We start from the raw sequence: 13,901 nt of genomic DNA, 5'->3' as shown, positions 1-13,901 counted from the left end.
TCACGATCGCCATGCACTGCCGATCCGTTGCATGTGTGCGTCAAAGCCGGTGAGTAGGGTGCCGGGAAGGTTGCCGACACGTGAAGGGATCCTCGGTGCCGCACCGATGGCAACTGGGAGACGTCGACTGGCACTGGAGCCCGGTCACGAATGACGTCTTTCGTGGCGAGTTCCTCGTGGACGACCGCCCGCACAAGAACGGTGCCGACCGGTTCCCCGAGCATGGGGGTGAAGTCATCCACTTCGGCCCAGGTGGCACCCGTCCGACCTGGCCCGACGTCGTCGCCTACCTGAAGGAGCGCGCGTGACCGGGATCGACCTCACGACGTGGGCCCGCGGACCGATGGACGAGCTGTCCGTCGAGGGACGGATCGACCAGGTGGCCCGCGCACAAGCGGTCGCCGTCGTCGCGCACGAGGGCCAGATCGACAAGCTCGGCGTCGCGTACATCGGTCACCCTGCGGCGGTCGCTGCTCGTTTCGACCCGAAGGAGCAGACGCTCGAGCACTGCGCGGCGTGGCTGCACGACGTCATCGAGGACACCTCGGTCGACGCGAACCTGCTCGCGCGAGCGGGCATCCATGACGACGTCATCGAGGTCGTGAAACTCCTGACCCGCGGACCTGACGACGGCGACGACTACTACCGGCGGATCGCGGCACACCCCGCCGCGCGAGCGGTGAAGCTGTCCGACATCCGCCACAACACCGACCCCGACCGCACGCACCTGCTCGACGCCGAGTCCCGCGAGCGGCTCGCCGCGAAGTACCGGCACGCGCTGCACCTGCTCGGGAACTGACCTGAAGTCGGCGTTGATCGCCCGTCGGGTGCCTGCCTGTCGCAGCTGTGAGGCCGATCGGGGGTCGGTGGTGTCGGTCAGGCGCCGATCCGTGTGCCCAGTGCGGTGATGACGGTCGCGAGCATGTCGTGATCGCAGTCGTGAAACAGCTCGGAGAGGTTGACGGGCGGCTCGTACGGCCCGCGCGGGAGAGCGCAGAACGGCGTGTCGATCCGCGTCGTGAGCCGCAGCGTCCCGGCGCCGTGTGGACGGTGGCGCCCCGTGAACGTGACATGCGCGGCTTCGAGCCCGTCGCGGCTGAGGTGGCAGCCCGGCATCTGGGTGCCGTGCCACTCGCGGGGGGTGTAGTGCACCGACCACTCGTGCTCGTCGTCGACGGTCACGGCGAGGATCGTCGCCACGAAGTCGTGGACGAGCCCCAGATCGCCGGGCGCATCGCTTTCCCTGTGGTGCCGTCCGATCGCCTCGCCGAGGACATCGGTCGTGACGTCGGGGAACGACTGGGCGAACACGTCGAACCAGTCGATCGTCTCGACTTCGCCGGCTGACCGGACGGTGATGCCGGTGCTGTGTCGGAAGGTCAGAACGGGCTCGTCGGAGACTGCGAACGTCCCGCCTTCGTCCAGGAGTCGGGCACGCAGGAGCAGGTCGGTGTCGTCAGCGCCCGTCGGGAGCCGGTCCAGGACGAGGTCTGGGTGCGCGGCGGTGAGCTGTGCGGCGATCGCCCAGGTGACAGCCTGCGTGTGCCTGCGGGTGGGTGCGGCGAGATCGACCTCGTCGGTCTCACTGGTCATCGGTGGACCCCCAGATCGCGCGGCTCAGATGGGCGACGGCGACGTGCACGTGCCCTGGTCCTCGTAGGTCGACCTTGCGGGCGCCGGGAAGGAATGCGTGACCTGTGACGGTGGAGACGAGCGCGACCGGTTCCAGGTCGACCGCCAGCTCCCACACGGGTGAGTACCACCGGCCGTGCTCCTGGCATCGAGAGAAGTACAGGTCGATCGCGTCTGCTATCTCGCCGTGGCACTCGAAGCGATCGAGCAGCTCGCTCTCGACGTCGTCCTCGTGGGGGCCGCATCGCACCTGGCGGATCGTCAGCGCTGGGGTGCTGTACGCGTGCGCGCGAAGGAGGGTGGCGAACGTGCCGTGGCAGGCGGGTGCATGACCCATGACCACGCTGGGAACGTCTGCTCCGGTCCACTTCTGCAGCCCGGTTGCTCGTTCGATGCGGTCGACGACGTCGGCCGTGGTGGCCGCGAAGACCTCGTCCCAGTAGAGGTGGTCGACGTGGCCGTCGGACGTGTTGAACTGGATCCAGGCGACGTGGTCGAACTGGATCCGCAGCTGCTCGCTGGCGTCGTGGACGATGAGCAGCTGAGCGCCTTCCTCGTCGACGACACTGTTGACGAGCAGGTCCGGGTGCCGTCTGGTCAGTGCCGCCGCGATCGCCCAGCTACGAGCAGCCGTGTGCCGATCGGCAAACCGGTACTCCTCGAGGTCGACGTCTTCAGCAACGGGCACAGCCACTCCTGACGGGGAAGGTTCTCCAGGTTGTGTCGGAAGGTTCGGCGGCGTCCTTGAACCTGCACCTCCCGGAGGCCGAGTCGGACGTGAAGTACGCAGCATCACCCCGCTCGGGCTGCCGGGGACGTACGACCACGGGGTCTCGCCGTCACGGCGGTCACGCTCGCCCGCGGCGCGCGCTCCTAGGATCGGCACGTGACGTCGCCGGTGGTCGTGCGGGCGCCCGCCCTGGCGGACGTCCCCGCGCTGGCACGCGTGCACGTCGAGTCGTGGCGCGAGACGTACCGGGGCCTGATGCGGGACGAGGTGCTCGACGACCCCGGCTTCCTCGCCCGCCGTGAGCGGTTCTGGACGAGGCTCCTGACCGAGGACCGGTATCGCGAGAGCACCGCCGCGCTCGCCGAACGGGGCGACGAGGTCGTCGGTCTGGCGCTGGCCGGTCCTCCCCTCGACGACGACGCCACGTGGGACCGGCAGCTGTACGCGCTCTACACGCGCGTGACGGCCCACGGCTCGGGTGCGGGTGCCGCCCTGCTGACGGCCGTGCTGGACCCCGGGGTGTCGGCCGCACTGTGGGTCGCCGACCCGAACCCGCGTGCCCAGGCGTTCTACCGGAAGCACGGCTTCGTCGCGGACGGGACGAGCCAGGTCGACGAGGGTGTGCGTGAGGTGCGGATGGTCCGCAGACCGCCGGCGCGCTAGGTGGGTCGCGGCGACCGGTGCTGCGGTCAGGCGGGCACCCGCGTCGCCCAGAACGCCACCGCCGCGGCGGCCGCGACGTTGAGCGAGTCGACCCCACCGGCCATGGGGATGCGCACCACGAGGTCGGACTCGGCGACGGTGTGCGGCTTGAGCCCGTGCCCCTCGGCCCCGAGCACCATCGCGAGCCGTTCGGGCGGGTCGGCGACGAGGGCGTCGAGCGTGATCGAGTCGTCCGACAGCGCGAGGGCGGCCGTGACGAACCCGGCGTCGCGCAGGAGCGCGATGCCGTCGGGCCACGGGTCGATGCGGGTCCACGGCACCTGGAACACGGTGCCCATCGACACGCGGACGGACCGTCGGTACAGCGGGTCGGCGCAGCGGGGTGTGACGAGGACCGCGTCGACGCCGAGCGCGGCCGCCGAGCGGAAGGCGGCCCCGACGTTGGTGTGGTCGACCACGTCCTCGAGCACGGCCACCCGACGCGCACCGGCTCCCCCACGGGCTGCCTGCAGGACGGTCTCGACCGGGGCCAGCGCCGGCCGGTGCATCGCCGCGAGCGCGCCCCGGTGCACGTGGAACCCGGTGATCGCCTCGAGGACGGGTTCGTCGGCGACGTACACGGGCACGGTGAGGTCGTCGGGCGGCAGGGACGCCAGCATCCGTTCGAGGTCGGGCACCCACCGTGGCGCGAGCAGCACCGACCGGGGCCGGTGCCCGGCGGCGAGCGCCCGACCGAGCACGGTCGAGCTCTCCGCGATGTACAGGCCCTTCGCGGGTTCGTGCTTGGACCGCAGGGCGACGTCGGTCAGCGAGACGTAGTCGGCGAGCCGCTCGTCGGACGGGTCGGTGACGGGCTGCAGGTCGGGGCGTGGCACGCGCCCATCCTCCCAGCCGGGCTCACCCCTCGTGCGCGGCCGGCGACACCACGCCGGCCGCCGGTGGGTCGCGCAGGAGCGTCGACTCGCGTCCGGGGTGCAAGCGTCCGGTCACGACGAACGCCACGAGGGCGCCGGTCAGCACCACGATCGAGGTCCAGACGTTGAGGCGCAGCCCGAGCACGTGGTGCGCCGGGTCGATGCGGAGCAGCTCGATCCAGAGGCGGCCGCTGGTGTAGACCATGACGGCGAGCCAGAACGCCCGGCCGTGACCGAGCCGGAACCGCCCGTCGGCCCAGACCACGAGGGCGGCACCCCCGAGCGTCCACACCATCTCGTAGAGGAACGTGGGGTGGAACAGCGTCCCGGACGCGACCCCGGCGGGTAGGTGCGCGTCGTCGATCCGCAGCCCCCACGGCAGGGTGGTGGGTGCGCCGTAGACCTCCTGGTTGAACCAGTTGCCGAGGCGTCCGATCGCCTGCGCGACGAGCCAGGCCGGGGCGGCGGCGTCGGCGAACGGCGGGAGCCGCACGCCGGCCCTGCGCGCACCGATCCAGGCGCCGACCGCGCCGAGCGAGATCGCGCCCCAGACCCCGAGCCCGCCCTCCCAGACGGCGAGCGCCCGCCACGGGTGCCCGCCGGGGCCGAAGTACTCGTCGGGCGACGTGACCAGGTGGTACAGCCGGGCTCCGACGATGCCGAACGGCACCGCCCAGAACACGATGTCGAGCACGGTGTCCGGGTCGCCGCCGCGGCTCGCCCAGCGCCGCCGGGCGATCCAGACGGCGACGACGATGCCGAGGAGGATCGAGAGGGCGTACCCGCGGACCGGCAGGGGTCCGAGGTGCCAGACGCCCTGCGACGGGCTCGGGATCGCGGCGATGACCACGACCCGTCAGGCTAGCCGGGCGGCCACCGTCCCGGCACCGGGGGTCGTCAACGCGAACGTCGCCGACCGGCCGTCGGCGGTCACCGCGTAGTCCCCGAGGAACCCGGACACCGGCACGTGGCCGTCGGCGTCCGTCACGAGCGTGGTCGGGGCGAGCCACCACTCCTCGCGCACGAGCCGGCGCAGCGCGTGGTAGGCGGGCTTGGGCGTCCCGTCGGGCCGGACGAGGCCCGCCGGGGCGTTGAGCCACGCACCGGTGTCGGGCAGCCCCCAGTAGGTGGACCCGTGCACGGACGGGTGCGACATGAGGGTGCGGTAGTGCCGCACGATCTCGTCGGCCTGCCGCTCCTCCCCCTCGGGCGTCGACGGCCAGGAGTCGACCTGGTGGTCGTTGAGGTCCTCGATCTCCGGCGGCATGAGCTCGCCCGAGAGCAGCGTCGACTCCGTGAAGTGGATCGGCAGGCCGAACCGGGAGAACCGCTCGAGGATCCGCAGGGTCTTCTCCTCGCCCCAGTAGCCCTGGTGCATGTGGCTCTGCAGGCCGAGCACGTCGACCTGGATGCCGGCCTCGAGCACGGCCTCGACGAGGCACTCGTACGCGGTCGACATGTCGAAGTCGTTGAGCAGCAGGGTGGCGCCGGGGTTCGTCTCGCGGGCCGACTCGAACGCGAGCCGGATCACCTCGACGCGTCCCCGGTCCCAGGCGAGCCGCGTCAGCCCGTTGTCCTCCTTGTCGAAGACGGGCATGATCACGACCTCGTTGATGGCGTCCCACGTGTCGATGAGGCCGGCGAAGTCCCGGACGTCACGGTGGATCCGGTCGCGCTGCACCTTCTCGATCTCGTCCAGGGAGAGCTCGAGGAGCCACTGCGGCTGGACGGTGTGCCACACGAGGGGGTGGCCCTTGACCCGCACGCCCCGGTCGGCGAACCACTGCGCGGTCGCCTTGATGCGTGCCGTGTCGGGCCGGCCGCGGACGGGCTCGAACCGCCCCCAGTAGAACGGCAGCGTCGCGGCGTCGAACAGGCCGAGCCAGAGGTCGGCGAGCGACTCGGTGGCCGGGTCCGACGAGCCGTTCGCGAGGTCGATCAGCTCGAACCCGGTGCACCCGAACAGGAACGCGTGACGACGCTGCTCGACGACGACGGGCGTGTCCGCGAGCGGCCGCCCGTCCGGTCCGAGCACGGTGAGGGTGACGTCCGCGACGCGGTGCCGCAGGGTCGGGTCGGCCGCGCCGCTCGGGGCGTGGTCCAGGTGGTGGTGCATGCCGTCTCCTTGTCGATGCGTCGTCGTCGACGCACACCCTGCCAGACGTCGATATCGTTATCGAACGCGGTCCGGCACCGGTGTGACGTCGGCCTCGGCCGCCCGGTCCGCACGTTGGAGCCGGCCACCCGCAGCGGCGGCGAGCGCCCCGAGCACGGCGATCACCGGGACGACGAGGAACGCCTGGTGCGCACCGACCGCGTCGGCGAGCGCCCCCAGCGCGAACGGCGCGACACCGACCGCGACGCTCCCGGCGAACGTCGCCCGTCCTTGCGCCCGGTCGCCGGAGCCCGGGGCGGTGGCGAGCAGGAGCGAGATCGACAGCGGGTACTGCGCGCCGTACCCGAGGCCCGCGACGACGAGCCCCGCGATCGCGACACCGGGCGAGGTCGCGGTCCACAGCACCGCCCAGCCGAGGATCGAGACCAGGAACGAGCCGGCGAGCAGCAGGGCGGGCGACACGCGCAGCGACACCGGTCCGACGACGAACCGGATCACCGCCATGCCGAGCACGAGCCCGGCCGTCGTGGCCGCCGCGATCCCCGCGCCGGCCCCCGTCTGCTCGCGGACGAGGTCGGTGGACCAGTACGTCGTGGCGAACTCGAGGGCGACACCCGCGACGAGGGCCGCGAGGAAGCACCACGCCGGGACACGTGCCCGGCGACGCGGCGGCGGCACGGGCGCGGCGACCGGGAGGTCCACGACGAGGGCGACGACCTCGTCGGCCTCCGGGCCCCGCGCACGCGGCGGCGTCATGGCACCGCCGACGGGCAGCCGCGCGTACAGCAGCGCGCTCGCCACCGCGAGCACCGCGGTCACGGCGACCGCGGGCCGCCACCCCCAACCCAGCGCGACGGCAGCGCCCACCGCGAGCGGGCCGACGAGCCCGACGCTCGCGCCCACACCGTTCGCCTCCGTCACGGCTGCCGACGCGGCAGGTCCGTGGTGCGCGACGAGGCCGGGCTGGGCCGCCGCGATGGCGACGTTCCCGCCGAGGGACAGGAACAGCATCGCGGTCAGGCTCCACGCGAGGCCCGCGGCCCCGAGCATCGCGACGACGCTCACCGCGATGAGCAGGCACGACGACACGAGGGCTGCCCGTCGCCCGCGGCTGCGCACGAGCCACGGCGCGACGAACGCGGCGACGATCCCGCCGAGCGCCATCGCCGTCCCGTGCAGCCCCGCCTGGGCGCTGCTGATCCCGAGGTCGTCGGCGAGCAGCGGCACGCTCGGGTTGAAGCTGTAGAGCAGCCAGCCCCACACGATGAAGCTGCCGTACAGGGTGACCGTCAGCCGGTCACGGCGCAGGCGCGGGGTGGGTGGAGCCATGCGCGCAGACTACGTGCCGGCCGGCGCCGCCCCGGCAGCCCGAGGTCCCGGGTGAGTCGGGGCGGCGCCGGCCGGTCCGGCGCCTCAGTCCACCGGCGAGACCGCCGCCGCGAACTGGCTCGCGTACAGCCGCGCGTACGCGCCGTCGGCCGCCAGCAGCACCTCGTGGGAGCCCTGCTCGACGATCGCGCCGTGCTCCATCACGAGGATCACGTCGGCGTCCCGGATGGTCGACAGGCGGTGCGCGATGACGAACGACGTCCGGCCCGCCCGCAGCGCGTTCATGGCCTGCTGGACGAGCACCTCGGTGCGGGTGTCCACGGACGACGTCGCCTCGTCGAGGATGAGGATCGCCGGGTCCGCGAGGAACGCCCGCGCGATGGTGAGCAGCTGCTTCTCCCCCGCCGAGACGTTCGCGCCCTCGTCGTCGATGACCGTGTCGTACCCGTCGGGCAGGGTCCGCACGAACCGGTCGACGTGGGTCGCCTCGGCGGCCGCGACGATCTCCTCCTGCGTGGCGGAGTCGACGCCGTACGCGATGTTCTCCGCGATCGTGCCGCCGAACAGCCACGTGTCCTGCAGCACCATGCCCATCTGGGAGCGCAGCGCGTCGCGGGTCATCTCCCGGGTGTCGGTGCCGTCGAGCGTGATCCGCCCCGCGTCGACCTCGTAGAACCGCATGAGCAGGTTCACGAGCGTCGTCTTGCCGGCGCCGGTCGGCCCGACGATGGCGATCGTCTGACCGGGCTCGGCGTCGAGCGAGAGGTCCTCGATGAGCGGCACGTCGGGCGAGTAGCTGAACGCCACGTGCTCGAACGCGACACGTCCGCGCACCTCGTCGGGGTGTGCCGCGTCGACAGGGTCGGGGTCCTGCTCTGGGGCGTCGAGGAGCTCGAACACGCGCTCCGCCGACGCGATGCCCGACTGCAGCAGGTTGGCCATGGACGCGATCTGGTTGATCGGCTGGCTGAACTGGCGCGAGTACTGGATGAACGCCTGCACGTCGCCCAGCGACATCGTCCCGGACGCGACCCGCAGGCCGCCGACGACGGCGACGATCAGGTAGTTGACGTTCGAGACGAACCCGAGCGCCGGCTGGATCGTGCCGGAGATGAACTGCGCCTTGAAGCTCGCGTCGTACAGCTTCTCGTTGCGGTCGGTGAAGGTCTGCGCGGCCTCCTGCTGCCGGCCGAACACGGTGACCAGCGAGTGCCCCGTGTACATCTCCTCGATGTGCGCGTTGAGCTGGCCGGTCACCGCCCACTGCTGGATGAACTGCGGGCGGGACCGCTTCGCGATGACCGCCGCGATCCAGACCGACAGCGGCACCGTCACGAGGGCGATCACGGCGAGCAGCGGCGAGATCCAGAACATCATCCCGAGCACGCCGACCACGGTCAGCACGGACGTGATGAGCTGCGACAGCGTCTGCTGCAGCGACTGCGACACGTTGTCGATGTCGTTGGTCACGCGGCTGAGCAGCTCGCCGCGGGGCTGGCCGTCGACGTACTTCAGCGGCAGCCGCGACAGCTTCGACTCGACCTGCTCGCGCAGCCGGTAGACGGTCCGCTGCACGACGCCGGCGGTGATCCGGCCCTGTAGCCACCCGAACACGAACGAGCCGAGGTAGATGACCACGACGACGAGCAGGATGCGGCGCAGCTGGTCGAAGTCGATGCCCTGGCCGGGGACGACGTTCATCCCCGCGAGCATGTCGGCGAACTGGTCCTGACCGTCGGCGCGCAGCCCGGCGATCGCCTGGTCCTTCGTGATCCCTGCCGGCAGCTGCTTGCCGACGATGCCGTCGAAGATGACGTTCGTCGCGTTGCCGAGCAGCTTGGGTCCGATGACGGCGAGCACGACCGACGCGACGCCGAACACGAGGACCGCGACGAGGGCCCAGCGCTCGGGCCGCAGGTGCCGCAGGAACCGGGCACCCGAGCCGCGGAAGTCCATCGACTTCTCACCGGGCATGCCCGCTCCGGCCATCCAGGCGCCGGGCCCGCGGGGTCGGCCGCCGGGGGCGCCGGGCCGCGGGACTCCCGCGCCGCCGGGTGCTGCTCCGCCGGGTGCAGCGGCGGGTCCGCCCGCCGGGGCCGCGGGTCGCTGCGCGCTCATGCCGCCTCCTCCACGCTCACCTGCGAGTAGACGATCTCGCGGTAGGTCTCCGACTCCTCGAGCAGCTCGTGGTGCGTCCCGACGCCGACGACGCGGCCCTCGTCGAGCACGACGATGCGGTCCGCGTGGCGGATCGTCGCGACCCGTTGCGCGACGACGAGCACCGTCGCGTCCCGGGTCTCCGGCACGAGCGCCCGCCGCAGCGCGGCGTCGGTGGCGTAGTCGAGCGCGGAGAACGAGTCGTCGAACAGGTACACGTGCGGCCGTCTGATGAGCGCCCGCGCGATCGCGAGCCGTTGCCGCTGACCGCCCGACACGTTGGTGCCGCCCTGCGTGATCGGCGCGTCGAGGCCCTCGGCGAGCTCCTCGACGAACGTCCGCGCCTGCGCGACCTCGAGCGCGTGCCACAGCTCGTCGTCGCTCGCGCCCGGCCGCCCGTACTCGAGGTTCGACCGGATGGTGCCGGCGAACAGGTAGGGCTTCTGCGGCACGAGACCGATCTGCGACCACAGCACCTCGGGGTCGAGGTCGCGGACGTCCACGCCGTCGAGCAGCACCTGGCCGCCGGTGACGTCGTAGAGCCGCGGCACGAGGTTGAGCAGGGTGGACTTGCCGGACCCGGTGGAGCCGATGATCGCGGTCGTCCTGCCCGGCTCCGCGACGAGGTCGATGCCGTGCAGCACCGCCTCCTCCGCCCCCGGGTACCCGAACTCGACGCCGCGCAGTTCCAAGTGGCCGGGCAGCTCACCGCGCAGCGGCGACGGCTGCAGCGGCGGCAGGACGGTCGTGGTGGTGGTGACGACCTCGCCGATGCGGTCCGCGGACACGACGGCCCGCGGGACCATGACGAACATCATCGTGCTCATCATCACGCCCATGAGGATGTAGGCGATGTAGCTGAGGAACGCCGTGAGCGCGCCGATCTGCATGTCGCCCGCGTCGACCCGGTGCCCGCCGAACCACAGCACGGCGGTGCTCGTGAGGTTGAGGACGAGCATGACGGCCGGGAACATCAGCGCCATGAGCTGACCGGTCCGCAGCGACGCCTCGAACAGCTGCCCGTTGGCGTCGGCGAACCGCCGGGACTCGCGCTGCTCCCGGACGAACGCCCGCACGACCCGGACGCCGGCGATCTGCTCGCGCAGCACCCGGTTGATCGCGTCGATGCGCTTCTGCATGGACCGGAAGTACGGCACCATCCGCGAGACGACGAACCCGATGACGAGGCCGAGCACGGGCACGGACACGAGCAGGACGGACGACAGCACGACGTCCTCCCGCAGGGCCATGACGACGCCGCCGACGAGCAGGATCGGCGCCTGGATCATGAGCGTGAACGTCAGCATCGTGACCATCTGCACCTGCTGGACGTCGTTCGTCGTGCGCGTGATGAGCGTCGGCGCGCCGAACCGGCCGACCTCCTGCGCCGAGAACGTCTGCACGGTGCCGAACAGGCGACCCCGCACGTCCCGGCCGAACGCCATCGAGGCGCGGGCACCGTAGTAGACGGCGATGATCGCGGCGACGACCTGCACGAGGCTGACCCCGAGCATCACGCCGCCGATGCGCAGGATCGTCTCGGTGTCGCCCTTCGCGACGCCGTCGTCGATGATCCGGGCGTTGAGGCTGGGCAGGAACAGGGTCGCGGTCACCTGGACGACCTGCAGCACGACGACGGCGGTGACCGCGCCGCGGTACGGCCGCAGGTGCTCTCGGAGCAGTCGCAGGAGCATCAGGAGGTCCTCTCGGGGGCGAGGTGACGAGGGTCGGGGCTGGTGGTGTCGGCGAGGACGCCGTGCAGGAGGAGGTCGACGAGCTCCTCGGGATCACGGTGGGGCCGGGGGCGCCCCCGGACGGCGGGTGCGCTGCGCTGCATCGCGGAGCCCACGAGGACCACGTCGAACATGTCGGCCACACGCAGGAGCGGCAACCGGAACGACGCGGCGTCGGGGGCCAGGAGGTCGACGACCGCGGCCGTGACGGCGGCGGTCCCTGCCTCCTGGTTGTAGGCCCACTCGCGCCGGCCGCGCTCGGCCTCGGCCTCGGCCCGCTCGGGCAGCGCGCGGCTGACCTCGTGCAGCAGGCCCATCCAGCGCATCATCTCGTCGACGCGCGAGAAGCCGATCGTGGCGAGCCGGACGAGGCGCTCCCGCAGCGGGAGCGAGCCGTCGATCGCCTCGATGTCGGGCACCGCCGCCGCGGGGTCGAGCGCGGCGAACACGGCCGCACGCATGAGGGTGGCCTTGTCGTCGAAGACGCGGAACAGCGTCCCCTCGGCGACCCCGGCGGCCTCGGCGAGCTCGCGGGTGGTCGCGGAGATGCCGCGCTCGAGGATCACGGGGGCGACGGCTCGCAGGATCGCCCGGCGGCGCTCGTCGGGCGGCAGCGGTGCGGCTCGTCCCGGCCGCGGCGGGTCGTGCACGGCGGGGTTCATGCGGCGAACTTAACTGAGTGAGCACTCACTCCGCGAGCCGAAAACACGACACCCCCGTTCGCTCTGGGTGAACGGGGGTGTCGTGGCGACTCAGGGCTGCGGGCGGTCCTCCGGAGGCGGAGCCTGCGGCGGGGCCGGGGGCGCCGGCGGGGTCGCGGTCGACGGCGGGTACTGCGCGGGCGGCACCGGCGGTGGGACGGGTCGCGACGGGACCGCCGGCGACCCGGGCCGCTGACCCAGCTCGACCGACGGGTCGAACGGCACGCCGCTCAGCGTGCCCGCGCTCGTCGCGTCCGCGGTCGCCGCAGCCGACTCCCGGCGGGCCTCCGCGAGCGCCTCGGCCGGGTCGGTCAGCGCGACCGGCGGCAGCTCGTCACCGAGCGGCGACGAACCCGGCGCCCGCGCCGGCTCCCCGCCCTCCGGGACGAACCCGCCACCGAACCCCTTCGCGAGCTGACCGAGCGCACCCGACAGCTCCGACGGCAGGAACCACATCTTGTTCGACGGGCTCGCCGCGATCTTCGGCAGCGTCTGCAGGTACTGGTACGCGAGCAGCTTCGGGTCGGCGTCCCCGCGGTGCACGGCGTCGAAGACCTGCAGGATGGCGCGCGCCTCGCCCTCGGCCGTGAGGATCGTCGCCTGCGCCGAACCCTCGGCCCGCAGGATCGCCGCCTGCTTCTCGCCCTCGGCCGTGAGGATCTGCGACTGCTTCACACCCTCGGCCGTGAGGATCGCGGCGCGACGGTCGCGCTCGGCACGCATCTGCTGCTCCATCGAGCCCTTGATGCTGTCCGGCGGGTCGATCGACTTGAGCTCGACCCGGTTGACGCGCACGCCCCACCGGCCCGTCGCCTCGTCGAGCACGCCGCGCAGCTGGCCGTTGATCTGGTCACGGCTCGTCAGCGTCTGCTCGAGGTCCATCGACCCGACGACGTTGCGCAGCGTCGTCACCGTGAGCTGCTCGATGCCCTGGATGTAGTTGGCGATCTCGTACACCGCGTACCGCGGCTCGGTCACCTGGAAGTAGATGACCGTGTCGATGCTCACCACGAGGTTGTCGGACGTGATCACCGGCTGCGGCGGGAACGACACCACCTGCTCGCGCAGGTCCACGCCCGCGCGGACCCGGTCGACGAACGGGATGAGCAGGTGCAGGCCGGCGTCCAGCGTGCGCGAGTACCGGCCGAGCCGCTCGACGATGATCGCGGCGGCCTGCGGCACGATGCGCACCGACCGCACCAGGGCGACGACGACGAACAGCAGAACGAGCCCGAGCACGAGGTACAGCGCGATCTGGCCCGCGTTGGTCGTGTCGTCCATGGATCCTCCTGGGGGTCACGCACCGGCGAGCTCGCCGGCACGGCGGAACGGGACCGGCAGGGCCGGGTCAGGCACGCGGGGCGGTGCCGCCCACGCCGGGGACGGCGCCGGGCCCGGTGACCGTCTGCGTCACGACGGCGGTCGCACCGTCGATCCGGGCGACCTTGACCGGGGTGCCGGGCGGGATCGCGGAGCCGGCGTCCGCGCGCGCGCTCCACACCTCCCCGTTGAGCTTCACGCGGCCGCTGTCGACCGTCACGGTCGACACGACGACCGCGTCACGACCGACGAGCGCGGCCGAGTTGGTCTCGACGAGCGGGCTGCGCTGGCGCAGGTGCCGCAGCAGCCACGGACGCAGCGCACCGAGCAGCAGGGCCGACGTCGCCGCAGCGACGAGGATCTGCACCGGGACCGAGGCACCGAGGGCGTACGCCAGCGCACCCGCGAGCGCACCGCCCGCGAACATGACGAACACGAGGCCGAGCGTCAGCATCTCCATGATGCCGAACAGCAACGCCGCCCCGACCCACCACAGCCACTCCATCAGTGCGACCTCCTGGCCCGGCGAGGCCCGCCGAGGACCTCGCTGTACACACCGATCCTAGACGTCGACTTTGCCTACGTCTGAGGTTCCGCGGACCGGGA

Annotated in this window: 14 protein-coding genes; 3 read left to right on the top strand and 11 right to left on the bottom strand. The window is 72.1% G+C overall.

Features of this window, described 5'->3' with window-relative positions:
• Positions 1 to 80: 80 nt before the first annotated feature.
• Together Cch01nite_RS08585 and Cch01nite_RS08580 are read left to right on the top strand one after the other, a co-directional pair.
• Positions 81 to 308: a hypothetical protein gene (locus tag Cch01nite_RS08585; protein ID WP_203751370.1), complete on the top strand. Its 228-nt coding sequence runs from the start codon at positions 81 to 83 to the stop codon at positions 306 to 308.
• The gene (locus Cch01nite_RS08580) at positions 305 to 799 is read left to right on the top strand and encodes a phosphohydrolase (protein ID WP_239070133.1); all 495 of its coding nucleotides are present in this window, start codon (positions 305 to 307) and stop codon (positions 797 to 799) included. The genes Cch01nite_RS08585 and Cch01nite_RS08580 overlap by 4 nt, the downstream gene beginning before the upstream one ends.
• Before the next feature lie 77 nt (positions 800 to 876).
• On the opposite strand, the gene Cch01nite_RS23035 is transcribed toward Cch01nite_RS08580, so the two are convergent.
• Together Cch01nite_RS23035 and Cch01nite_RS08570 are read right to left on the bottom strand one after the other, a co-directional pair.
• On the bottom strand, positions 877 to 1,593 hold the full coding sequence (locus tag Cch01nite_RS23035; RefSeq protein WP_373309904.1) for a TY-Chap2 family putative peptide chaperone: 717 nt from the start codon (positions 1,591 to 1,593) through the stop codon (positions 877 to 879).
• On the bottom strand, positions 1,583 to 2,320 hold the full coding sequence (locus Cch01nite_RS08570) for a TY-Chap2 family putative peptide chaperone (RefSeq protein ID WP_203751365.1): 738 nt from the start codon (positions 2,318 to 2,320) through the stop codon (positions 1,583 to 1,585). The genes Cch01nite_RS23035 and Cch01nite_RS08570 overlap by 11 nt, the downstream gene beginning before the upstream one ends.
• Before the next feature lie 198 nt (positions 2,321 to 2,518).
• Between Cch01nite_RS08570 and Cch01nite_RS08565 the strand changes: the two genes are divergently transcribed.
• A complete protein-coding gene (locus tag Cch01nite_RS08565; RefSeq protein ID WP_239070130.1) occupies positions 2,519 to 3,025 on the top strand; it encodes a GNAT family N-acetyltransferase in 507 nt (168 codons plus the stop codon).
• Between the two features lie 26 nt (positions 3,026 to 3,051).
• Here Cch01nite_RS08565 and Cch01nite_RS08560 read toward each other — a convergent pair whose 3' ends face one another.
• From Cch01nite_RS08560 to Cch01nite_RS08520, 9 genes are all read right to left on the bottom strand, one after another.
• Positions 3,052 to 3,900 carry a TrmH family RNA methyltransferase gene (locus tag Cch01nite_RS08560; protein ID WP_203751362.1) on the bottom strand — a complete coding sequence of 283 codons (849 nt, stop codon included), beginning with the start codon at positions 3,898 to 3,900 and terminating at the stop codon, positions 3,052 to 3,054.
• Between the two features lie 22 nt (positions 3,901 to 3,922).
• Complete coding sequence (lgt, locus tag Cch01nite_RS08555; protein WP_203751358.1) at positions 3,923 to 4,789, bottom strand: prolipoprotein diacylglyceryl transferase; 867 nt, start codon at positions 4,787 to 4,789, stop codon at positions 3,923 to 3,925.
• Positions 4,790 to 4,795: 6 nt separating this feature from the next.
• Positions 4,796 to 6,055, bottom strand: a complete 1,260-nt coding sequence (locus Cch01nite_RS08550; protein WP_203751355.1) for an endo-1,4-beta-xylanase — start codon at positions 6,053 to 6,055, stop codon at positions 4,796 to 4,798.
• 57 nt (positions 6,056 to 6,112) lie between these two features.
• Entirely contained in the window at positions 6,113 to 7,384 is a 1,272-nt protein-coding gene (locus Cch01nite_RS08545) for an MFS transporter (RefSeq protein WP_203751352.1), read from the bottom strand.
• Positions 7,385 to 7,468: 84 nt separating this feature from the next.
• Complete coding sequence (locus Cch01nite_RS08540; RefSeq protein ID WP_203751349.1) at positions 7,469 to 9,502, bottom strand: ABC transporter ATP-binding protein; 2,034 nt, start codon at positions 9,500 to 9,502, stop codon at positions 7,469 to 7,471.
• Entirely contained in the window at positions 9,499 to 11,235 is a 1,737-nt protein-coding gene (locus Cch01nite_RS08535) for an ABC transporter ATP-binding protein (RefSeq protein WP_203751346.1), read from the bottom strand. Before Cch01nite_RS08535 ends, Cch01nite_RS08540 begins: the two co-directional genes overlap by 4 nt.
• The gene (locus Cch01nite_RS08530; protein ID WP_203751343.1) at positions 11,235 to 11,936 is read right to left on the bottom strand and encodes a TetR/AcrR family transcriptional regulator; all 702 of its coding nucleotides are present in this window, start codon (positions 11,934 to 11,936) and stop codon (positions 11,235 to 11,237) included. Before Cch01nite_RS08530 ends, Cch01nite_RS08535 begins: the two co-directional genes overlap by 1 nt.
• 90 nt (positions 11,937 to 12,026) lie before the next feature.
• On the bottom strand, positions 12,027 to 13,256 hold the full coding sequence (locus Cch01nite_RS08525) for an SPFH domain-containing protein (RefSeq protein WP_203751341.1): 1,230 nt from the start codon (positions 13,254 to 13,256) through the stop codon (positions 12,027 to 12,029).
• A 67-nt stretch (positions 13,257 to 13,323) separates the two neighbouring features.
• Positions 13,324 to 13,800 carry an NfeD family protein gene (locus tag Cch01nite_RS08520; RefSeq protein WP_203751338.1) on the bottom strand — a complete coding sequence of 159 codons (477 nt, stop codon included), beginning with the start codon at positions 13,798 to 13,800 and terminating at the stop codon, positions 13,324 to 13,326.
• Positions 13,801 to 13,901: the final 101 nt, after the last annotated feature.

Source organism: Cellulomonas chitinilytica (assembly GCF_016862675.1).
GTDB lineage: Bacteria > Actinomycetota > Actinomycetes > Actinomycetales > Cellulomonadaceae > Cellulomonas > Cellulomonas chitinilytica.
Note: the sequence above shows the minus strand (reverse complement) of the source record. Positions and strands in the feature narration are given on the sequence as shown.